This window comes from Catellatospora sp. NPDC049133, from assembly GCF_040648455.1.
GTDB lineage: Bacteria > Actinomycetota > Actinomycetes > Mycobacteriales > Micromonosporaceae > Catellatospora > Catellatospora aurea.
This window is the reverse complement of sequence record NZ_JBEZDT010000036.1, coordinates 1-20249: the sequence shown is the minus strand read 5'-3', so window position 1 is coordinate 20249 and position 20249 is coordinate 1. Positions and strand designations below refer to the sequence as shown.

Sequence of the window (20249 nt, the reverse complement as noted above, 5' to 3'; positions counted from 1 at the left end):
TGCGGATCGTTCGCGGGCATGGGCTAGGGTCGCGCCCGTGGCGAACTGCGTACAGTGCTCGAATGAGGCCGTCGTCGACGACCGGTGCCTGGCGCACCACCTCGAAAGCCGCCCGACCGACGAGCAGGGCCGCCGCGTGCTCGCCGACCTCGACCTCAGTGGCCGACGGCTCGACGACGTCCTGCTCGCCGACCTGGCCATCACCGGCGACCTGAGGTGCGCCGGCACCACGTTCCGCGGACCGCTGCGGATCAGGAACGTCGAGGTCGGCGGAGTCGCGATCTTCGACGACGCCGGGATGCAGGGCTACGTCGCGTTCGCCGGGCTCGCCATCGGCGGCCTGCTGCGGATGCGGGACGCGAGCTTCGAGCGCGACGTGGAGATCACCGACGTCACCTGCGCCGGCACGGTGTCGCTGGCCCGCGCCACGCTCGCCGGCTCCGTCGAGGTCAGCGGCCTGCGCACACCCCATCTCGACCTGCGCCGCACCACGTTCCAGCACCGGGCCCTGATCGAACTCGGCGACGTGGACCGCGCCAACCTGCACCGGGCCGGCTTCCACCGCGGCGTACGCCTCACCTGCGCCGGTCCGACCCGCCTCGACCTGCTCGAAGTCGACCTCGGCGGGCCGTCCGCGATCGCCGCCGCGGCCTCGACCGTCGAGGCCTGGCGGATGCAGGACCGGCCGGTGCTCGGGCGCACGCTCGGCACCGACCTGAGCCAGCTCCGGCTGTCGTACGTGGACCTGTCCGAGTGCTCCTTCGCCGGCGCGCACCACCTGGACAAGCTGACCGTCGACGACTGGCACAGCTGGCGCACCTCGCCCCGCGACCTGTGGGTCACCCACCGCGTCACCCTCGCCGACGAGCACCGGGTACGCGGCCACGCCCGGTGGGCGCTGCCCGGCGACGACAGCCGCGAAGCTCCCTCGGTGGACAGCGTGCAGGCCGACTACCACGCGCTGCGCAGCATGATGCAGGACCGCAAGGACCAGCGGGCCGCGTCCGACTTCTACTACGGCGAGATGGAGATGCGCCGCATCGGCCTGCGCCGGGCCGTGCGCGCCGGGCTGAACGCCCGGGACTGGCGGGCGGCGGTGAGCACCCTCGGCGAGTGGCTGCTGCTGTGCTTGTACTGGCTGCTGTCCGGCTACGGCCAGCGGGCCTGGCGGGCCTTCGTGACCCTCGGGGTGGTCGTCGCCGCCGCGAGCGCCGCCCTGGCCCGCTGGGGCTTCCAGACCCCCACCGGGTACGCCGACTCGCTGCGCTACACCCTGCGCGCCGCGTCCACACTGCTGCGCGGCTCGGACGTGGCGCTCACGCCGACCGGTGACTGGATCGAGCTCGTGCTGCGCCTGATCGCACCGCTGCTGCTCGCACTCGGGCTGCTCGCCATCCGCGAACGGGTACGGCGTTAGCGGCGATCCGCACAATCAATTGCCTTACATCTATCTGTCCTCATCGGAACGCCTCAGATATACAAGGACATCAGTGCATCACTGGCACTGTCATGTCTTCTGGGGAGGAATTCCATGAGACGCACCCTCACCACGACCCTCGTCGCAGCCCTGGCGGTCGCCACGGCCGCGGCGATCACGAGTCCGGCGGGCGCGGCCGGCGACCCCGGCCGTGCCGTCGACTCCACCACGGCAGCGCTGGCCGCGCTCGGCGCACGGCCCGACGGCTCGTCGCCGGACGGCGGGGCGTACACCGTCACGCGCACCGTCACCGACCCGGACGGGCGCACGCATCTACGCCTGCGGCGCACCCTGCGCGGGCTACCCGTGCGCGGCGGCGACGTCGTCGTGCACCTCGACCGTGCCAATCGAGCCACCGGCACCGAGGGCCTCGGGGTCGCCGTGCCGTCCGCGCTCACGCCGCAGGTGAGCGCCGCCGACGCCGCCCGGTCCGCCAAGGCCGCGTTCAGCGGCAGCGTCACCGGCGTCGGCAGGCCGCAGCTGGTCGTCGACGCCGCCGCAGGCGGCCGCCTGGCCTGGGAGACCGTGGTACGCGGCTGGGCGCCCGACGGGCAGACGCCGTCGCGGCTGCACGTGCTCGCCGACGCCGCGACCGGTGCCGTCTACGCCACGGACGACGAGGTCAAGACCGTGCTCGGCACCGGGCGGGCGATCTACGCCGGACCGGTGCGCATCGACACCACGCTGTCGGGCACCGCGTACCAGATGATCGATCCGTCGCACGGCGGCAACCGCACCTGCGACATGCGCAACACCACCTCCGGGCCGTGCGTGCTCTTCGTCGACGCCGACAACCTGTGGGGCAACTACGCCACCACCGACCGGGCCAGCGCCGCCGCCGACGCCCACTTCGCCTCGGCCAAGACCTACGACTACTTCAAGTTCGTGCACAACCGCTCCGGACGCACCGGGACCGGTGCCGGGATCACGTCGCGGGTCCACTACGGCAACAACTACGTCAACGCCTTCTACGACGGCACGCAGCTCACCTTCGGCGACGGGCTCGGCAACATCCACCCGCTGACCTCGATCGACATCCTCGCCCACGAACTCGGCCACGGCTACACCGACGCCCTGGTCGGGCTCGTCTACAGCGGCGAGTCCGGCGGCATCGACGAGGCCAGCAGCGACATCTGGGGCGCGATGGTCGAGTTCTACGCCGCCGCGCCCGGCGACCCCGGCGACTACCTGATCGGCGAGGAGGCCGACATCCTCGGCACCGGCGAGCCGTTCGGCAACCTGTTCGACCCGTCGCTGGACGGCTCGTCGCACAGCTGCTTCGGTCCGGGCACCCCCGGGGCCCCACCGCACGTGTCGGCCGGTGTCGGCAAGCACTTCTTCTTCAACCTCGCCGAAGGCACCGGCGCGACCGCGTACGGCTACAGCCCGCTCTGCGGCGACGTCGCCGACGTCGTCGGCATCGGCCGGGCCAAGGCGGAGAAGATCTGGTACCGGGCGCTGAACGTGTACGCGGTGTCCACCACGACGTACACGAACATGCGGGCGTACACGCTGGCGGCGGCGGCCGACCTCTACGGCAGCTGCTCGATCGAGCACAAGACCGTGCAGGCGGCCTGGAAGGCGGTCAATGTCGCAGGCGTCACGGTCTGCGGCGGCCCGTGAGCAAGCAAGTCACGGCAGCCGGCACCCGCGAACCTGTGCGCATGTCCGAGCCCCTCGACCTGCACTTTCCGCCAAGCCCCGCGTGCTGGATCCTGCACGCCCCAGTCGATCCGTGGGGAGACGGGTACGTGGCGCGGGTGCAGGTCGAGATCCAGGACAGCGGGCTGCGTGCCGAGACCGGGACCTCGAATGGAGGGCGGGCCCGCAAGCCGCTGGGAGATGGATTTGCGAGCCCGCCCGGCACTCGTCGTCGCAGCACTGTCGGCAGTACGTCGGCGAGGCCACCCGTTTATTCACGTCGACCAAGGCGCGGATATCCAGGCGACCAGGGCGGACGTGTCGATGGTCCGCATCCGGTGGCCCGGCGGGACATGTCGTACGCGACCCCGGCATGTGATCGGATGGCCTGGTGAGCGATGAGAAGGGCCTTCCCGCCGCGCAGGTGGCGCGTCGGTCGACGTCTTTCGACGGCCTGTCGGCCTGGGGCGATCGCCTGCACTGGCTGGAGGCGCTGCCTGCCAGCGGTGAGCTGGTCCTGGCCACGTGGACAGCCGAGCATGGGGTGACACTCGACGGGCTGCCCATCGGAAACAGCGTGCACGCGTACGGAGGCGGTTCGATCGTCGCCAATGATGTGGGCACATGGGTCGTCGGCGCGTCCGATGGGCAGATCCGAAGGGCAGACAATGGTGTCGCCTGCACGGACTCACCCCATGCGCACGGTGATCTCGCCTTCGGCGACGGCCTTCTGGTGTGTGTGCGGGAGACCGAGTCGGGTGATCAGCTGCTTGCCATCAGCCCGCAGACGGGGAAGGAACAGGTGCTTCGGCGAGCTCCCTTTCTGGCTTCTCCAGGCTTGACCGCCGGTCGGCTCACCTGGTCGCAGTGGGGCTCCGATGCCATGCCGTGGGATTGCTGCGAGGTTTGGGTCGCGGACTACGACGGCCGACGGATCGGCGGTGCGCGGCGGGTGGCCGGCGGTCTGACTGAGTCGGCCGTCCAGCCGCGATGGGGCCCGGACGGGTACCTGTACTTCATTTCCGACCGGACCGGTTGGTGGAATCTCTACCGCGATCGTGCAGGGAGGGCGGAACCCGTCGCGCCGGTGCAGGCCGAATGCGCGGCCGCGCCGTGGGAGCTGGGCTACGCCAACTACGCCTTCTTGCCGGATGAACGAGTCGCGATGACGGTCCAGCAGGGCCCGTCAAGCCGCTTAGCCGTGGCAGAACCCGGTCGGCCCGTACGAACGGTCGAGCTTCCTTACACCTCGTTGAAGCCCTACCTGGCTGTGGTCGGTGACCGGGTGGCAACCATCGGCAGCTCGCCGAACCGTGCACCTGAGGTGGCGCTGGTGGCTGTCGACGGCTCCGGAGAGGTCGAGATTCTGCGCTGTCCGGAGCTGAAGGACCAGTCCGTGGACCTTGCTCTCCCCGAGGTGATGCGGGTTTGCTCCGCAGGCGGCGAAGTGACGGTGTTGTTCTACCCGCCCGCCGGGCATGCCTCCGGACCTGTCCCGATGATCCTCCGGCCGCATGCCGGGCCGACCCACCACAGCGACCTGCGTCTTGACTGGCAGGTGCAGTACTTCACCAGCCGCGGCTTCGCCGTGGTGGACGTCGACTACCGAGGTAGCACCGGATACGGGCGACCGTTCCGTCAGGCGCTCGACGGACAGTGGGGCATCAGGGACGTCGAGGACTGCCGCAACGTGGCATGGCATCTGCTGGCCATCGGCCGGGCCGCGCCGGGCGCGGTCTTCATCTCCGGAGCCAGTGCGGGCGGCTACACAGCGCTGCGCGCGGTGTGCGAGGACGGGCCCTTTGCACTGGCGGTGGCCCGCTCCGCGATCATCGACCCGGTGCGCTGGACGACGACAGCACCACGTTTCCAGCGTGCGCACGCCCCCCGCCTGGCCCACGCCGGGTCAGCCGTGCGGGCCCACGAGTTCAAGGCTCCCGCCCTGCTTATCCACGGCGAACGGGACGAGGTCGCGCCGATCGGCGACGTGCTGGCACTGGCGCACAGCCTCCGCCGGCACGATCGGCTGGCCGGCCTGATCAGCCTTCCCGGCGTCGGCCACTCCCTGTCGAGTTCGGCGGCGTTGGTATCGGCGCTGGAGGCGGAGTTGGGCGCTTACCGAGCCGTGCTCGACGGCCGGTGGACGGTCGCATAGGCGGCCGGGCTCAGGTCCGCGGAGCGGGCGAAGGCATACTCGGCGACCTCGTGCACGGCGGGTAGGTCCCGGTGCCTGTGCAGTTCGGCCAGCATCATGGCGACCCAGTGTGCGGCCCGGAAGGATGCCGTCCTGACAGCGAGGTCGACAGCGTGCCGTGCCTGCACACATGCCTGTTCGAGGTCGCCTGCGCGGGCGAGCGCCGACGCGAGCAGTGCGGTGTCGATGCCGAGGCGCCGCACACGGCGCGGGTTCAGCAGGGCGACGGCCCGCGTGGCTTCACGCTGAGCCGGTTCGTACCATCCGAGGTCGAAGAAGCAGTGTGCCTTCTCGTCAGCGACCTCGGCTCCGCCGAAGTAGCTGATCCAGGCGGGTTCGTCGGCCGGATCGCGCCGCGCCAGGTCCGCGTCGGCTTGTAGCAGCGCGGTGCAGCAGGCGGCCTTGTCGCCGCGGCGGGCGTGTGCGCGGGCCAGCACGAGCCGGAAAGCAGCACTGACACCGGGGCTGGCGAGTGATGCGGAGCCGCGCAGCGCGGCGGTTGCCAATCTGGCCGCCTGTTGGGCGTCGCCGCAGTGCAGGGCCAGATGACCGAGGCTGACTGCGATGAGGTATCCGCCATAAAGCCGTTGGCCGGAAGCGACGGCCAGGTCCAGGGCCCGGAGATAGTGCAGCTGGGCGACTCCGTCGGCACCGAGGTCGACAGCTTGGTAACCGGCCAGTTCGAGGGCGCCTCCGACCAAGTCGGTGTCGTCGGTGTCGAGCAGGTTGATCACGTCGGAGTAGGTCGCACCACCGCCTTCTGCGTGGTCGCGCTGGCGGAGCTGCGCAAGCGCATGAACACCCGGCAGGTCGGATCCACTGGTTGTGGCGGCTGGCCGCAGGTGGCGGGGCTCGAACAGCAACCAGTCCAGCACGCTGCGGTCGGCTGCCTCCGACCGGTACACCATCGCGTCGTTCGCCGATCGTAGGCTGCGTTCGCGCTCCAACATCGGCCACATGCCGAGCAACGCGCCGTGAGCGTCCAGCACCTCGTCGCATCGCTCGACGAACTCCTTCGTCGGCATGCGTTCCGCCGCCTCGATCTTGCGAACGAGATCCCGGTGCTGAAACAGCATCCTGCCCAGCGCGGCCTGCGAAAGCCCGAGCAGGCAACGCCTGCGGCGTACCTCGGCCCCGAAGAAGTGCAGAAGCGAAACCGTCGGGTCGAGATCCCTGGGCGACTGACCCACCTCATGCCTCCCAGCCACCGGAGAACGACCTGCAATAGAAGTCTCGGTACGTGGGGCAGCAGGGGCAACACCTCGCCAAACGGTGATGAGGACATGCTGGCGGTCCGCATGTGCTCGCTGGTGGTCCTGGCGGTGATGCCATCTGATCGAGGCATGGATGACCGACAGTCATTGATGGAAGGCGGCCAGGCTGTGGCCGTGCCTACGTTCGGGCCGCAGTGGTTCGTCGCCGATGGAAGCCGCGTAGTGATCGGGAGCAAGGTCCGCACCGACTTCGGACCGCATGCGTTCGGCACGGTGACTGGTGTCGACGCCGACCACGGACTGCCGATCGAACGGCTCGACGCAGGTCCGCTCGCGGGTCAGGAGCACAGGCTTTGGCCAGGCCAGCTGTTCAGCGTACGCAGCTGAACCGTGCGCCCCTGGCCTGGCCGTCTGCCGTACCCGGGAAACTGATGAGGCCGCGCCATGTACACCACGATGGACGTGGCATGAGTATGGGCGAGGTGCACCGGGACGATCTGCTCGACGCTCGTAACGGCGTCGCAGTTGACGCAGGCTGAGGAGAGATATCGTGCGTCAATTGAACGCGGACCTGCCGCTGCGGTTCGAACGTACATTTCAGCCGTGGATGTACACCGCGTCTCACCGCACACTCGTGCTGCGCAGCCACGGCCGGGCCGATCCCGGCCATGAATCGGCTGAGTTCGCGGAGGCGATCGACGTCATGTTCGTGAACGTGATCGCCATGAGCACCCGGGTTCGCTACCGGCCGCTGCTCATCGCCGCCCTGAGCGACCTCACTGAGGTCGAGGGCTTCCCGGAGGTGCCGGAACGGCTTCGGGCCGGATTCGTGTATCTGTCGGTGTCCGACGGAACGCACGACGGTTTCGTGGTCTGCGGCAACCTCCAGGTGGATACGACCGGCGAGCTGGGCCTGCGCTGGTCGGCCCGGATCCCGAGTTAAGAAGGGCACCTTCTGCAACGCGGAGCGTTGTGAAGGTGCCCTTCCTTTGTCCTTACTGGAAGCGGGTGCCGGTGGTGGGGCTCCAGGCGCCGTCGACGATGACAGGGGCGGCGGGCTGGGGCGTGAGGGACTGGGCGGTGAAGGCGCCTGCGGGGGCGATGGGGAGTTTGAGGACGGTGCCGGCGAGGTCGATGGTGGCGGTGGCGCCGGTGGAGTGGGCCGTGACGAACTCGGGGTCGGTGAGGGTCAGGACCAGGCCGAGTCGGTGGCCGGCGGGGATGACCTGGTCGATGGGGCGCAGCTTCCAGGTGATCGTGTAGTAGGTGCTGGTGTTCATGGCGGTGGTGCTGGTCAGCGAGTCGCGGTGCTGGCCGTCCATCCAGCCGCGGGACAGCACTTGGTACGCGGCGCTGGACACGACCTTCGCCGTGTTCTTGTAGCAGGCGTCGTCGGTGCTCGACGAGGAACCCCAGCAGGATTCGGTGCTCAGGGTGCTGATGCCCTCGCCCGAAGCGCGGTAGTTGACGCGGGTGGCGGTGCCGTACGTGACGAGTTTCGCGGTCAGGGTGGTGGTCGCCTTGCTGGAGCGGACCCGCAATGTGATCGTCGGGGTGCCGGAGATGCGCAGGTCAGAGGTCAGCACGGGGGTCTGGTAGACCTTGCGGCCGGTGCGGGCGGTCGTCGGCGAGCTGACCGCGTTGGCTTCGCTGAGTGACGGCGCGTCGGTCAGCGACAGGCTGCCCGAGCCTGCGCCGGACGAGGCGAGCACGCCCGGGTTGCCGGTGCCCTGCAGCACGTAGTTGGCCGTGGCGGTGCCTGCGGGCGGCCATACGGTGCTGGTCTGCCATACGTCGGCGGCCCGTTCGACGTCGGCCATCGGCTCGCTCATGATGCCGTTGTCGATGCCCTTGAGCCAGTAGTCGAACCAGCGGTGCAGCGTGTCCACCCAGGCGGCGCGGCGGAAGTCGAACGGGTCGACGTGGCCCTCCTGGGACAGCCAGATCTTGCGGGGCACGTTGTTGGCGGCGAGCGCGTCCCACCACTGTCCGAAGTGCACGCCTTGCACGTTGAGGTCGTTCATGCCGTGTACGACGAAGACGCTGGCGTGCACGGAGGCCGCGGAGGTGACGTAGTTGCGGGCGGCCCAGAAGGAGTTGTAGTTGCCGTTGCTGACGGCTCCGCTGCTCAGGGCGCTGGAGACGGCGGTGCAGGTGCCCGACGGGCGGCCGTTGACGGTGTTGTGCAGGCTCGGCACGGAGCTGACCTTCGGGTTGACCATGCCGTTGGCCCGGTTGTAGTCGTACCAGCTGGAGATCGCGCCGATCGGCACGATGGTCTCCAGGCCCTGCACGCCCGTGGCGGCGACCGCGTTGGCGACGGTGCCGTCCCACGACTTGCCGATCATGCCGACCTTGCCGGTGGTCCAGGTCGTCGCGTTGACCACGGCGCCGCTCGCGGTGCGCCCGACAGCCCGGCCGTTCAGCCAGTCGATCACCGCCTTGGCGCCCTGCACCTCCTCGGTGCCGCCGACGTCCTCGCAGCCGGTGGAGCGGCTGGTGCCGGCCAGGTCGGCGGCGATGAACGCGAAGCCGCGCGGCACGAAGAAGTTGTCGTAGTACAGCGGGAACTTCGACACGGTGCCGTCGGCGGCGTACACCTTCTTCTCGGACTCGTTGCCGCGCCCGCAGCACTGGTAGTAGGGCGAGGCGTCCATGATGACGGGCACCTTCACCCCGGCGGTGGCGGCCTCGCGGGGCCGGATGATGTCCGCGACGACCTTGTCGGGGGTGCCGTTGCCGTCGTTGTCGAGGGTCGTCTCGACGTACACCGTCTCGCGGATGGCGGTGGTGTAGTCGTAGACCGGGTCGCTGAGCGGAGTGACAGGTGCCGCCGAGGCGGGTGCGGCCAGCGCGGTGGTGCCGAGCATGGCGAGCACGCACAGGAGGGGTATGCGACGCATCGACACATGGTGTCATTGCCATGTATCACTGTCCATGCTCGTTCCTGCATCTCAGGCCGAGGCCATGCACTTCGCGCCGGAGATGCCGATGGCCAGCTCGGCGCCCGAGGCGGCCAGCACGGTGACGGCGTTCACGTCCCCGGTGTAGGCGACCTCGGCGGCGGACTCGCAGAACCGGAGGGCCGCCGTGGCGGCGTCGTCGCCCAGGGTCGTGGTGATCACTACCGAGGTGCACTGGCCGTTCACGGCGACCGAGCTGACCTCGGCGCTGTTCAGGTGGTCCTTCACCCGGTCGCCTGCCCCGCCGCAGGAGTCCGGCGGCGCGGCGGCCGAGGTGCCGGCCGCCGCCGGTGGTGCCGGGTCCGCCTCGTCGCCGCAGGCGGTCAGGCCGAGGGTCAGGCCGAGGATCGTCGACGCGAGCAGGGAAATGCTTCGGCTGCGGGTTCTCATGTGGTCTACCGTTCTGGAGGAGTGGGACGTGCTCGAAGAAGTGGGCTCGGGAGGCGTCACGGTGCCGTCGCGGTGATGAGCCAGAGTCCGACCGGGAGCCGGTAGCCGGTCCCGGGTCCGTGGAACCGGTCGAGCAGCCTGGCCGTAGCAGCACGGGCGGCCGCCTGCTGCGGAGCCGGGGCGGCCCGGTAGGCGGCTCCGGCGGGTCCGATCTCGATCAGCCACTCGGCCGTCGTGTCGGGGTCGCCGGGTGCGGTCATGACCACGTCGTGCGGTTCGATGGTGATCCCGTCGAAGCCCGCCGTGTCGAGGATCCGCCGCACCCGGGCCGGGTCGGCGAACGCGAACGGGCCGGGCTCGTCGCCGACGGGAAGCGGCGGCAGTGCCGCCACGTGCGGCGCGGCACCGACCACCGCGAGCGTCAGCCACGGGTTGGCCTGGCCGTCCCGGAATACGGTCGCGGCCAGCCGTCCGCCGGCACGCAGCGCGCGCCGGACGTTGGCGCAGCCGGCGACCGGGTCGGCCAGCAGCATGAGCGTCATCCTGGAGTACGCCGCGTCGAACGGCGCTCCCGGCAGGTCACCGGTGGTCTCCACGTCGACGGCGGTGAACCGCAGACCAGGGTGGCGGTCGGCGGGAAACCGGGCGGCCGCTGCCTCCACCATCGACTCCGCCAGGTCCACGCCGAGGACGGCGCCCGTCGGTCCGACCGCCGCCGCCAATTCCGCAGTGGTGCCGCCGCAGCCGCAGCCGACGTCGAGGACGCGCTCACCGGGACGCGGACTCAGCCGGGCCATCGCGACCGCGCCCAGTGGGCTGCCGAGTTCGTCCTGGCGGTCGGCGTGCCGGATCCAGCCGGGCGCTGCCTGCGTCCAGAACGCGGTGTTGCGGGCACGCAGCCCGGCGGTGTCGGCCATCAGAACGGCAGTTCCGCGCCGTCGACGGTCATCGCCCGGAATCCGGCGCTCTTGCCGGCGTCGAAGCCGTCCGACTGGGCGGCCAGGCCCGCGGCCCGCACCAGCCGCTCGGACTGGAAGCGCCGGAACGCCGCCTCGTCCTGCCACACGTTGATGATCCGCCAGCCGTCCTCGGTCGGCCCGGCGACGTGCGCCAGCAGGCCCGGCGGCCTGTCCGGGCCGAGGTGCTGCTCGACCAGCCGGTATTCGGCCTCGCTCACGCCGGGCATCTCCTGGAGCACACCGAACGGCATACGATCACATCCTTTGGTTAGAGTGACACTCTAACCAATAGAGCACTACAGTGAGGCGGTGGCTGTCAAGAGGCGGTACGAGTCGGAGCGGCGACAGGAGCAGGCCCGCCAGACCCGCCGCGCCATCCTGGACGCGGCCGGGCGGCTGTTCGTCGAGTCCGGATACGCCGCCACACCGCTGACCGCGGTCGCCACCGAGGCGGGCGTCGCGGTGCAGACCGTCTACGCGGTGTTCGGCAGCAAACGCCAGTTGCTGTCCGATCTGGTCGACGTGACCACAGCCGGTGACGACGAGCCGGTGGCGCTGCCCGACCGCGCCTTCGTCGCCGAGATCCAGGCGCTGGCCGACCCGCGGGCGAAACTCGTCCGCTACGCCCGGCAGCTCACCGAGGTGCACGAGCGCAACGCCGGGGTGATGATCGCGCTGGCGGGTGCGGCGACGGCCGACGCCGACGCCGCCGCGATCTGGTCCAAGAGCGTCGAGGAACGGCGGCGCGGCATGGGCATGTTCGCCGCCGAACTCGTCGCGACCGGCGGGGTGCGCCCCGAGCACGACGCCGGCAGCGTCGCCGACGTGCTGTGGCTGGCGATGGACGCCCGCAACTACGACTGGCTGGTACGCACCCGCGGCTGGTCCGCCGAACGCTTCCAGCGCTGGTACGTCGACACCGTGAGCGCCGCCGTGCTGGCGTGACCCGCATGGGGCCGTGTCAACGCGGTGACCGGCGCAAGCGCGTGTAGTCCGGCAAGTCGATCTTCTCGGCCGGTGGGGACAGCACGTGCCCGGCGACGCGCTGCAAGGCGGGCTTCGCGGCCGTGGCCAGCAGCGTGTTGAGAACAGCGATCCCGGCCCGGCTGCGCGGATGGGCGATGCGCGGCACGAACGGCGGGAGGTGCTGCGCCTGCACGACGTACGGCCGCATGATCCGCTCGTAGGATCGGAACGCGGCCCGATGACCGTCGTGCGAGGCCAGCTCACCCGCCAGCACGTACGCCCCCACCAGGGCCAGGCTGGTGCCCATGCCGCTGATGGGCGAGGCGCAGTAGCCGGCGTCACCGAGCAGCGCGACCCGGCCGCTGCTCCAGCGCGGGGCGCGCACCTGGCCCACGAGTTCGAAGTAGAACTCCCCGGTGGCGTCCAGCTCGCCCAGCACACGCGGCGTCTCCCAGCCGACGCCGGTGAAGACGTGGCGCAGCAGGTCTTTCTGTTCGGCGACCGCGAGCCGCTCGAAGCCGCGGGGCGGGCACAGGAACGACATCAGCGCCCTGGTCGTGCCGAGGTTGTCCGGGCGCAGTGCGACGACCCGGCCGCCGGGTGCGTTGTGCCAGCGCGCCCACGACCCGTCCGACGCGGCGCGGGGGATGGTGAGGTAGGCCGTGTAGAGCCCGAGCGGTGTCACCCGCGCCTCGTCGCCGAACACCAGCCCGCGCGTCGTGGAGCCGATGCCGTCGGCCGCGACGACCAGGTCGAAGGCCTGATCGGGACGGTTCGCGAAGGAGACCCGGACCTCGTCGTCGCGGTCGTCGAGGGCGGTGATGCGGTCGCCGAAGACGTAATCGGTGTGCTCGCGGGTGCGCTCGTGCAGCAGCCGGGCCAGCTCGCCGCGCAGGATCTCCAGCTCGGCGACGAAGCCCTCCCCGCCGAACGCGTCGGCGGCGAACGCGGCCCGGACGCGGTCGCGCGCGTCGACGAAGGCGACCCCGTCCTCCCCGGTGGAGGCGGCCCGGACGGCATCCTCGACGCCCATCCGCCGGGCGACGGTGCGTCCTGCCCCGCGCAGGTCGACGGTCTGCCCGCCGGGACGTATGCCCTCGTGGCGCTCGACCACCACCGCCGTCATGCCGTACTCGTGCAGCCAGTGGGCGAGGGAGGGACCCGCGATGCTCGCGCCCGAGATCAGGACCCGGCGACCGGCCGTCCACGCTGTGCCCACATCCTGCGCAACGAGGGCCGGGTGGGCCGGGAACGGCCGGCTCAGCCGATGTCGATGAAGCCGTCGACCTGCCTGGCGATCCGGATCGCCGTACGCAGGTGATCGGCGCGTTCCAGCAGCTGGGTCAGCGGCTGCGGGTCCTGCCCGCCGTCCTCGTCCGGCGGTGGATAGTGGCGTCGCCACTCCGCGACGAGCTGGTCGAGTTCGCGCTCCAGCGCGTCCAGGCCCGCGCCCTCGACCTGCACACCGTGGGTGAACCCGACCTCGTACAGCGACGCCAGGATCGGCAACCCGAGGCGGTCGGCATGATCGGACCAGTGGTCGCCGATCGCCCAGTTCGCGCCCAGGAACTCGTCGAAGACCGTCAGGTCCGCACGGTCTGCCATCCACGCGTGCAGCGCCCCGATATCCGTCGGCGGCCGCTCCTTCATGCGTTCGCGGTCGGCGATGCGGTGCACCGAGATGTGAAATGTCATGCGGTCATCCTGCCGCTCGGCGCGGCGTGGCGGTTGACGGCCGGCGGGGCAGGGACCCCGTCGCGCCGGGGCGGCACCGGGCGGCACCGGCCGTGGCTGCGGGGACTACCGTTGCCGGGTGAACCCTGATCAGCGCGCACTCATGGACGGCGACCTCGACCAGCGCGAGGAGCACCTGTCCCGGCTCCTCAACCGTGTGAAGGAAGGCGGCGACGATTCCGCGCTGGAGGCGCTGCGCGCGCTCGTCGGCGACTACCCGCACTACCACCGCTCGCTCTACTGCCGGGCGCTGAACCACGCCGCCGTATTCGTCGACGACTCCCTGGCGGAGCCGTTGCTCGCCGCGCTGGCCGACACCCGCTACAACTGTCAGGCCTGGGCCGCGATGGGCTGTTCGGAACTGCGTATGCGGGCCGCGGTGCCGGGCCTGCTGGCACTGCTGGAACGTGGCGACTGGATGGGCCAGGAGCACGCCGTACGCGCGCTCGGCCGGATCGGCGACGAGTCCGCGGTGCCCGCGCTGGCCGAGGTGCTGTGGTCCGAACCCGAGTGGCTGCGCGAGCGCGCGGCCGACGCGCTGGCCGCGATCGGTGGCGACGAGGCGCTCGCGGCGCTGTGGGACGCGTTCGAGCACCGGGGCTACACCCGGATCGGCTACCTCGCGAGCGCCCTGTCGAAGTTCGCGCCGGACGTCCTTCCCCGGCTGCTCGCGGCCGCCGAGGACGACGACCCGGACCTGCGGTACTGGGCGGCCGTCGCGCTCGGCTCGACCGGCGACGAGAGCGTGGTGCCGACGCTGGAACGGCTGATGGCGCAGGACAAGGGCCAGACGGTCTTCGACGGCTGGGTCAGCGTCGCGGCGAAGAAGGCCCTGCGCACGCAGCGCCGTATCCAGGCCGCGGTCGCCGCCCGCTCCGGGCAGGACGCCGGGCAGCACGACGGCGGTGATGACGCGCGGGCGTCGTGATCCGAGGCCGGGTCAGTCGTCCGGCTCCGTCCCGTCGTCCGCGCGCAGCGGCCAGGCCGCCATCTCGGCGACGCCGGCGCGCACCTTCGCCCAGTCGACGTGCCGGGGTGTCGCCAGGCGCCGGGCGAGCCACTCGGCACGCTGCCCGTGTTCGAGGCGCAGTTGTTCGAGGTCGAGTTCGACGTCCGGGGGAGGACCGGTCCGCTCCAGTTCGGCGACCCGCTCACCCATCGCGGCGATGAGCCGGCGGTCTAAGTCCGCGACGGCGGCGAAGAACTCCTCTGTCGGCACGGTGACGACCAGCCGTTCCGGGCCCTCGAAGTAGCACTCGCCGGCCGACCGGATGCGCTGGCCGACGCTTACCAGGTCTTGGCCGTCGGTGATGTGCCGCCAGAACGTCAGGACCGGCGCGTTGGTCAGGTAGCTCAGGTAGAGGCTGTGGTCGCCCTCCAGGTCGATCGCCGCGTCGACGGCGTCGCTCCACTCGTCCGGCCACTCGCGGGGCGGGTGCGTGTCGGCGACGAGGTCGATGAGGTCGTCGGGCACCGGCTCGTGCAGCGCCCAGCGGAGCGTCAGCAGGTCTTCCCACAGCCTGACGACGTAGTAGTCCGGGTACGGGCGTTCCAGGTCCCAACGCGCGACCGCCTCGTCCCGGTACCGCAGCAGCTGATGCCCACCGGCCTCGACCCAGTACCAGCCGTCGGTCAGGCCGAACCAGTGCAGGTTGGCCACGTGGCTGCCCCAGGGCCGCACCTCGGCCAGCGGGCGGAGTCCGAACCGGAACCGGAGGGTGTCGCCGCTCATGCGGTGCGGTCGGCGTCGCGGCGGCCGGACCAGGCGCGCCAGAGTTCGGCGTAGCGGCCGTCGGGGGTTTCGCGCAGCTCGTCGTGGGAGCCGCTCTCCACGATGCGGCCCTCGTCGAGCACGACCACGCGGTCGGCGAGCGCCGCCTGGGTGAGCCGGTGCGCGACCAGCAGCCCGGTACGCCCCCGCAGCGCGGCGACCACCGAAGCCTCCAGGACCCGAGCCCCGGCGCTGCCCGCCTCCGCGGTGGCCTCGTCCAGCACCGCGACGGCCGGGTCGGCGAGCACCAGCCGGGCCAGGGCGAGCTGCTGGGCCTGCGCGGCGGTGAGCCGGTGGCCGCCCTCGCCGACGACGGTGGTCAGGCCCTCGGGCAGCGCCGCCGCCCATTCGGCTGCCCCGACCTGCTCCAGCGCGGCGGTCAGCTCGTCATCGGTCGCGTCGGGGCGGGCCAGGCGCAGGTCCTCGGCGAGCGTGCCCGCGAAGACGTACACCTCCTGGGTGATCAGCGCGACGGCCCGGCGGCCGGCCGGGTCGAGGTCGCCGATGCCGACACCGCCGACGCGGATGCTGCCCGACGTCGGCTCGTGCACGCCCGCGACCAGCCCGGCGAGGGTGCTCTTGCCGGCGCCGCTCGCGCCGACCAGCGCGACCCGCTGCCCGGCGGGCACCGCGATGGTGACCTCGTGCAGCACGGGGCGGTCGGCGGTGTAGGAGTGGCTGACGGCGTCGGCGTGCAGGGAGGCGTCGGCGGGCGTACGCGGCGCGGGCGGCGCGGCGGGTTCGGGCAGGTCGGCGACGCCGACGATGCGGACCAGCGCGGCGGTCGCGGACTGCACGTCGTCGATGAGCCCGAGGGCGATGTTGACCGGCGTGAACAGGTTGTGGAAGTACAGCGCCGCGGCGGTGGCCGCGCCGATGCTGACCTCGCCGGAGCGCACCAGCAGGAAACCGGTGGCCAGCACCGCGGACAGGCCGATGAACTCGGCCAGGTTGAGCCGGGCGTAGAAGCGGGTGACCAGGTTGACGCCGCGCATGGTCAGGTCGACGGCGTCCTGCGAGCGGCCGGTGACCAGGCCGAGGTGCTGCTCGCGGCGGCGCAGCGCGCGTACCGTCGGCGCGCCGCCGATGGTCTCCAGGAGCTGCTGCTGCTGTGCGCCGACGGCGACGCGCTGGCGGGCGTACAGCGGCAGGGCCCGGCCGCCGTACCACCAGACGGTGTACAGCTGCACGGGTGCGGCCAGCAGCGCGGCGGCCATGAAGCGCCAGTCGAGCACGGCCAGCCCGGCCAGGGTGAGGAAGATCGCCAGCAGGGACCGGGCCAGTTCGGGCAGCCCGGAGCGGACCACGGACGCGACGGCGTTGAGGTCGTTGCCGGCGCGGGAGGTCAGGTCGCCGGAGCCGGCCCGCTCGACCTGGCCCAGCGGCAGCCGCAGCGCCCGGTTGAGGAAACGTTCCCGCAGCTCGGCGAGGGCTCCTTCGCCAAGCCGGGCGATGAGGGTCAGGCCCCAGGCGGTGGCCGCGCCGGACAGGACCGCGACGACGGCCAGGGCGACGACCGGGGTGGTGATCGCGGACGCGGGCGCGCCGGTGGTGACGAGGTCGACGACGTGTCCGAGCAGCGGCGCGACGGCCAGCCCGATGCCCGTGGCGGCGGTCAGCACGAGCAGCCCGGCCGCGGCCAGCCACCGGCGCGGGCGCAGCAGCGCGCGCAGCGCGGCGACGGTCTGCCTGCCGGTGGCGATGGGCAGCAGTTCCCGCTGCTCGGTCATGGGGGTCGCCTCCTGGCCGGTCATGCCAGCACCGTCGTGCGGTAGCCGGTGTGCTCGCGCACGAGCTGCTCGTGGGTGCCGGACGCGGTGAGCGCGCCGTCGGCGACGAAGTGGACGGTGTCGGCGGCGGCCAGCAGCGCCGGGCTGGTGGTGATGACGATCGTGGTACGGCCCTCGCGCAGGCGGCGTACGCCGTGCACGATGCGCAGTTCGGTGACCGCGTCGACGGCGGTGGTGGGCTCGTGCAGCACCAGCACCGGGGCGTCGGCGGCCAGGGCGCGGGCCAGGGCGACGCGCTGGCGCTGCCCGCCGGACAGCGACCGGCCGCGCTCGGCGAGCACGCCGTCGACGCCGCCGGGCAGGGTCGCGGCGACCTCGTCCGCGCCGGACGCGGCCAGCGCCGTGGCGAGCAGCTCAGCGGCGGGTGAGGTGTTCGAGGCCGCGGTGGGCGGCTGCTCCGGGCTGGACGTCGGCGACGGCGGGGCGGTCGTGTCGCCGGTGCGCTGTTGCGGCAGGGGCAGCGCGTCGGCGGCCGGGCTCAGTACGTTGTCGCGCAGGGTGCCCTCGAACAGGTCGGCGTCGTGGGCGGCGACGAGCAGCGCGCCGCGTACCGCCTCGGGGTCGAGGGTAGACAGGTCGTGGCCGTCGAGGGTGATCGCGCCGGAGTCGGGTTCGCGCTCGCGGCCGAGCAGGTCGACGAGGGCCTCGGCGTGGGCGGGGTCGGCGGCGACGACGCCGACGAGCTGCCCGGCGGGGACGTCGAGGTCGAGGTCGCGCAGCCCGCCGTGGGTGAGGCCGCGGACGGTGAGGCGGCCGGTGACGGGGCCGGGCAGCGGCGCGCCACCGCCGACGGCCGGGGGAGAGGACAGCACCTCGGCGATGCGTACGGCGCTGCCGCGGCCCTGGGCCAGTTCCCCGTTGACCCAGACCAGCATCGACAGCGGCCCGATCAGGTACTGCGCCATGCCGACCGCGGCGATCAGCGCGCCGACGCTGATGTCCCCGTCGGCGGCCAGCCGCCCGCCGACGAGCGCGACGATCGCCAGGAACAGCCCGTTGACGGCGAGCAGGGTGCCGTCGTGCCAGCTCTTGGCACGGGCGGCGTGCACGGTCGCGGTGAGCGCGGCCCGGCTGCTGAGCCGGTAGCGCTCGGCGGCGGCCCGCTCCGCCCCGATGCCCTTGAGCACGCGCAGGCCGCCGACCATGTCCGCGGCGAGCCCGGCGGTGTGCGCGATCCGGTCCTGCTCGACCTCGCTGCGCCGCTGCAGGGGACGGCCCAGCAGGTGGGCCAGCCCCATCATGAGCGGGGTGCCGAGCAGCACCAGCAGGCCGAGCGGCAACGACACCCGCAGCAGCGCGACCGCGCCGACGACCAGGCCCAGGATGCCGGCGATGCCCAGCGGCAGGGCGAGCGCGACCATGCCGACGCGCCCGGCGTCGCTGGTCGCGACGCTGGCCAGCGTGCCGGGCAGCCGACCGGTGTCGGCCCCGCCGTGCGCGTCGAGGACCCGGTCGGTGAGGCGTACCCGCAGCAGATGCCCGGCCTGCTCGGCGGCGCGTTCGCCCAGGCGTGCGCCGAAGCGGAAGCTGAACGACAGGGTCACGAACACCGCCCCGAGCACGGCGAGCCAGGCCAGCAGCTCGGACGAGGAGCCGGTGCCGACGGCACGGTCCACGACCAGGCCGATCACCACCGGCACCATGGCCTCGCCGGCCTGGTGCCCGGTGCTGAGCAGCGCGCTGCCGGTGATCCGGCCCGCCTGCCCGCGCAGGGCGTCGCGCAGCACGCGGCCGCTGGTGAACTGTGGCATGTCTTCTCCTGGTTCGGGGAGGTCAGCGGCAGTGGGCGGCCGCGAGGCGGGCCAGGGTGGCGCTGGCGGTGACGACCTCGGAGATCGGCACGTACTCGTCGGGGGCGTGGGCCAGTTCGATCGCGCCGGGTCCGTACTGGACGGTAGGGATGCCCGCTGCGGCGAGCAGCCGCAGGTCGCTGCCGTATGGCGCACCCCACTGCTCCGGCGCGGCCCCGGTCGCCTCCACGAGTGCCGCGGTGAACGCCGGGTCGGGGTTGCGGCCGGGCAGGAACTGCCCGCCCCACCACTCGACGGTCACCGGGTGCTCGGCCAGCCAGCCGTCCGCCGCGCACGCCTTCGCCACGGCGGCCTCCAGCTCCGCCTTCGCGGCCTGCGGGGACTCGCCGAGCGCGACGCCGTAGCGGCCCTCGGCGACCAGCTCGCCGGGCACCGACGACGACCAGTCGCCGGCCTGCACGGTGCCGATCTCCAGCGCGTACGGGATGTCCCAGCGGCGCATCAGCGGGTCGACGTCGCGGTTGCGGGCCGCCTCCAGCTCCCGCAGCGCGGTGAAGACGGGCAGGAACTTCTCGATCGCGCTGACGCCCGCAGTGCGCCGGGACGCGTGCGCGGACGTGCCGGGCACGCACAGCCGGAACGTCAGCGCGCCCGCGTTGGCGGGCACCACGGCCAGGCCGGTCGGCTCGGGGATGACGCAAGCGTCGGCCCGCCAGCCCCGTTCCAGCAGGCCGTACGTGCCGAGCCCGCCGTCCTCCTCGCCGGCCACGCACGCGATGAGCACGTCGCCGCGGGGGCGGTCGCGCTTCAGCGCGCGGATCGCGAACAGCGCGGCGACCAGGCCGCCCTTCATGTCGCAGGCGCCCCGGCCGTAGAGGCGGTCGCCGTCGACGCGGCCGCTGTACGGGTCGTCGGTCCAGGCGGACAGGTCACCGGGCGGCACCACGTCGATGTGCCCGTTGAACATCAGCGACCGGCCGCCGCCGGTGCCGGGCAGCCGGCCGACGAGCCCGTACGCCTTGTTCCGGGTGACCTCCATGCCGGGGAAGGTCGGCTGGGCGGTCAGCTCGGGCAGCGGCAGCTCCCACAGGTCGACGTCCAGGCCCTCGGCGCGCATCCAGTCGGCGAGCACCTCCTGGATGCCGGCCTCGTGCGGGCTGCCGCCGACGCTGGGGATGCGGACCGGGTCGGCCAGCAGCTCGGTCAGTTCCGTCATCAGATTCCTTCCGTGGATACTCCGGCCTTCAGGCCGGGGAGGAAACGGGACTCCTGCGCAGCAGGACACGCACCGCCGATCCGCCGCCGAGGCGGACCGGCGTCCACCCGTACGCCCGTACGAAACCGCACGGCCGTCCTGTTAGGATTCTGGTCGTGGCCGGGGCGGTGAAGCGCGCGTTCA

At 72.1% G+C, this 20249-nt stretch carries 18 protein-coding genes; 7 read left to right on the top strand and 11 right to left on the bottom strand.

Annotated features, from left to right (window positions below):
- Window positions 1–37 precede the first annotated feature (37 nt).
- From AB0B35_RS32635 to AB0B35_RS32625, 3 genes are all read left to right on the top strand, one after another.
- Window positions 38–1417: a hypothetical protein gene (locus AB0B35_RS32635; RefSeq protein WP_361052841.1), complete on the top strand. Its 1380-nt coding sequence runs from the start codon at window positions 38–40 to the stop codon at window positions 1415–1417.
- Window positions 1418–1531: 114 nt separating this feature from the next.
- The gene (locus AB0B35_RS32630) at window positions 1532–3100 is read left to right on the top strand and encodes a M4 family metallopeptidase (protein ID WP_361052838.1); all 1569 of its coding nucleotides are present in this window, start codon (window positions 1532–1534) and stop codon (window positions 3098–3100) included.
- A 409-nt stretch (window positions 3101–3509) separates the two neighbouring features.
- Complete coding sequence (locus tag AB0B35_RS32625) at window positions 3510–5273, top strand: prolyl oligopeptidase family serine peptidase (protein ID WP_361052835.1); 1764 nt, start codon at window positions 3510–3512, stop codon at window positions 5271–5273.
- On the opposite strand, the gene AB0B35_RS32620 is transcribed toward AB0B35_RS32625, so the two are convergent.
- Window positions 5234–6502: a helix-turn-helix transcriptional regulator gene (locus AB0B35_RS32620; RefSeq protein WP_361052832.1), complete on the bottom strand. Its 1269-nt coding sequence runs from the start codon at window positions 6500–6502 to the stop codon at window positions 5234–5236. The two genes, AB0B35_RS32625 and AB0B35_RS32620, sit on opposite strands and share 40 nt — an antisense overlap.
- A 93-nt stretch (window positions 6503–6595) precedes the next feature.
- Here AB0B35_RS32620 and AB0B35_RS32615 point away from each other — a divergent pair, with 93 nt between their 5' ends.
- Both AB0B35_RS32615 and AB0B35_RS32610 read left to right on the top strand, forming a co-directional pair.
- The gene (locus tag AB0B35_RS32615) at window positions 6596–6913 is read left to right on the top strand and encodes a hypothetical protein (RefSeq protein ID WP_361052829.1); all 318 of its coding nucleotides are present in this window, start codon (window positions 6596–6598) and stop codon (window positions 6911–6913) included.
- A gap of 163 nt (window positions 6914–7076) precedes the next feature.
- Window positions 7077–7469: a hypothetical protein gene (locus AB0B35_RS32610; protein WP_361052826.1), complete on the top strand. Its 393-nt coding sequence runs from the start codon at window positions 7077–7079 to the stop codon at window positions 7467–7469.
- 52 nt (window positions 7470–7521) lie between these two features.
- On the opposite strand, the gene AB0B35_RS32605 is transcribed toward AB0B35_RS32610, so the two are convergent.
- From AB0B35_RS32605 to AB0B35_RS32590, 4 genes are read right to left on the bottom strand one after another with little or no spacing between them, the layout of a single operon-like run.
- Window positions 7522–9429: a Xaa-Pro dipeptidyl-peptidase gene (locus AB0B35_RS32605; RefSeq protein WP_361052823.1), complete on the bottom strand. Its 1908-nt coding sequence runs from the start codon at window positions 9427–9429 to the stop codon at window positions 7522–7524.
- A gap of 51 nt (window positions 9430–9480) precedes the next feature.
- Complete coding sequence (locus tag AB0B35_RS32600) at window positions 9481–9879, bottom strand: hypothetical protein (protein WP_360525502.1); 399 nt, start codon at window positions 9877–9879, stop codon at window positions 9481–9483.
- Window positions 9880–9935: 56 nt separating this feature from the next.
- Complete coding sequence (locus AB0B35_RS32595) at window positions 9936–10796, bottom strand: methyltransferase domain-containing protein (protein WP_361052820.1); 861 nt, start codon at window positions 10794–10796, stop codon at window positions 9936–9938.
- The gene (locus AB0B35_RS32590) at window positions 10796–11089 is read right to left on the bottom strand and encodes a hypothetical protein (protein ID WP_360525497.1); all 294 of its coding nucleotides are present in this window, start codon (window positions 11087–11089) and stop codon (window positions 10796–10798) included. The genes AB0B35_RS32595 and AB0B35_RS32590 overlap by 1 nt, the downstream gene beginning before the upstream one ends.
- Before the next feature lie 58 nt (window positions 11090–11147).
- Between AB0B35_RS32590 and AB0B35_RS32585 the strand changes: the two genes are divergently transcribed.
- A complete protein-coding gene (locus AB0B35_RS32585) occupies window positions 11148–11783 on the top strand; it encodes a TetR/AcrR family transcriptional regulator (RefSeq protein ID WP_361052817.1) in 636 nt (211 codons plus the stop codon).
- Window positions 11784–11799: 16 nt separating this feature from the next.
- On the opposite strand, the gene AB0B35_RS32580 is transcribed toward AB0B35_RS32585, so the two are convergent.
- Both AB0B35_RS32580 and AB0B35_RS32575 read right to left on the bottom strand, forming a co-directional pair.
- Complete coding sequence (locus AB0B35_RS32580; RefSeq protein ID WP_361052815.1) at window positions 11800–13023, bottom strand: FAD-dependent monooxygenase; 1224 nt, start codon at window positions 13021–13023, stop codon at window positions 11800–11802.
- Window positions 13024–13064: 41 nt separating this feature from the next.
- Entirely contained in the window at window positions 13065–13499 is a 435-nt protein-coding gene (locus AB0B35_RS32575; RefSeq protein ID WP_361052812.1) for a hypothetical protein, read from the bottom strand.
- 118 nt (window positions 13500–13617) lie between these two features.
- Here AB0B35_RS32575 and AB0B35_RS32570 point away from each other — a divergent pair, with 118 nt between their 5' ends.
- Window positions 13618–14466, top strand: coding sequence for a HEAT repeat domain-containing protein (locus AB0B35_RS32570; RefSeq protein WP_361052809.1), 849 nt, complete (start codon window positions 13618–13620; stop codon window positions 14464–14466).
- 12 nt (window positions 14467–14478) lie between these two features.
- Here the strand turns inward: AB0B35_RS32570 and AB0B35_RS32565 are convergent, their stop codons facing one another.
- Genes AB0B35_RS32565 through AB0B35_RS32550 form a run of 4 tightly spaced genes read right to left on the bottom strand, consistent with a single transcriptional unit; the run spans window position 14479 to window position 20066 of the window.
- Window positions 14479–15270: a DUF5984 family protein gene (locus AB0B35_RS32565; RefSeq protein ID WP_361052806.1), complete on the bottom strand. Its 792-nt coding sequence runs from the start codon at window positions 15268–15270 to the stop codon at window positions 14479–14481.
- On the bottom strand, window positions 15267–17063 hold the full coding sequence (locus AB0B35_RS32560) for an ABC transporter ATP-binding protein (RefSeq protein WP_361052803.1): 1797 nt from the start codon (window positions 17061–17063) through the stop codon (window positions 15267–15269). The genes AB0B35_RS32565 and AB0B35_RS32560 overlap by 4 nt, the downstream gene beginning before the upstream one ends.
- The gene (locus tag AB0B35_RS32555) at window positions 17060–18850 is read right to left on the bottom strand and encodes an ABC transporter ATP-binding protein (protein WP_361052800.1); all 1791 of its coding nucleotides are present in this window, start codon (window positions 18848–18850) and stop codon (window positions 17060–17062) included. The genes AB0B35_RS32560 and AB0B35_RS32555 overlap by 4 nt, the downstream gene beginning before the upstream one ends.
- A 22-nt stretch (window positions 18851–18872) precedes the next feature.
- The gene (locus AB0B35_RS32550) at window positions 18873–20066 is read right to left on the bottom strand and encodes an ArgE/DapE family deacylase (protein WP_361052797.1); all 1194 of its coding nucleotides are present in this window, start codon (window positions 20064–20066) and stop codon (window positions 18873–18875) included.
- Between the last annotated feature and the right edge of the window lie 183 nt (window positions 20067–20249).

Excerpts from the sequence above, each read along its gene's own strand:
- AB0B35_RS32605 (WP_361052823.1), bottom strand. The coding sequence starts at position 9,429 with ATGCGTCGCATACCCCTCCTGTGCGTGCTCGCCATGCTCGGCACCACC.
- AB0B35_RS32555 (WP_361052800.1), bottom strand. The coding sequence starts at position 18,850 with ATGCCACAGTTCACCAGCGGCCGCGTGCTGCGCGACGCCCTGCGCGGG.
- AB0B35_RS32600 (WP_360525502.1), bottom strand. The coding sequence starts at position 9,879 with ATGAGAACCCGCAGCCGAAGCATTTCCCTGCTCGCGTCGACGATCCTC.
- AB0B35_RS32550 (WP_361052797.1), bottom strand. The coding sequence starts at position 20,066 with ATGACGGAACTGACCGAGCTGCTGGCCGACCCGGTCCGCATCCCCAGC.
- AB0B35_RS32630 (WP_361052838.1), top strand. The coding sequence starts at position 1,532 with ATGAGACGCACCCTCACCACGACCCTCGTCGCAGCCCTGGCGGTCGCC.
- AB0B35_RS32595 (WP_361052820.1), bottom strand. The coding sequence starts at position 10,796 with ATGGCCGACACCGCCGGGCTGCGTGCCCGCAACACCGCGTTCTGGACG.
- AB0B35_RS32575 (WP_361052812.1), bottom strand. The coding sequence starts at position 13,499 with ATGACATTTCACATCTCGGTGCACCGCATCGCCGACCGCGAACGCATG.
- AB0B35_RS32590 (WP_360525497.1), bottom strand. The coding sequence starts at position 11,089 with ATGCCGTTCGGTGTGCTCCAGGAGATGCCCGGCGTGAGCGAGGCCGAA.
- AB0B35_RS32615 (WP_361052829.1), top strand. The coding sequence starts at position 6,596 with ATGCTGGCGGTCCGCATGTGCTCGCTGGTGGTCCTGGCGGTGATGCCA.
- AB0B35_RS32560 (WP_361052803.1), bottom strand. The coding sequence starts at position 17,063 with ATGACCGGCCAGGAGGCGACCCCCATGACCGAGCAGCGGGAACTGCTG.
- AB0B35_RS32565 (WP_361052806.1), bottom strand. The coding sequence starts at position 15,270 with ATGAGCGGCGACACCCTCCGGTTCCGGTTCGGACTCCGCCCGCTGGCC.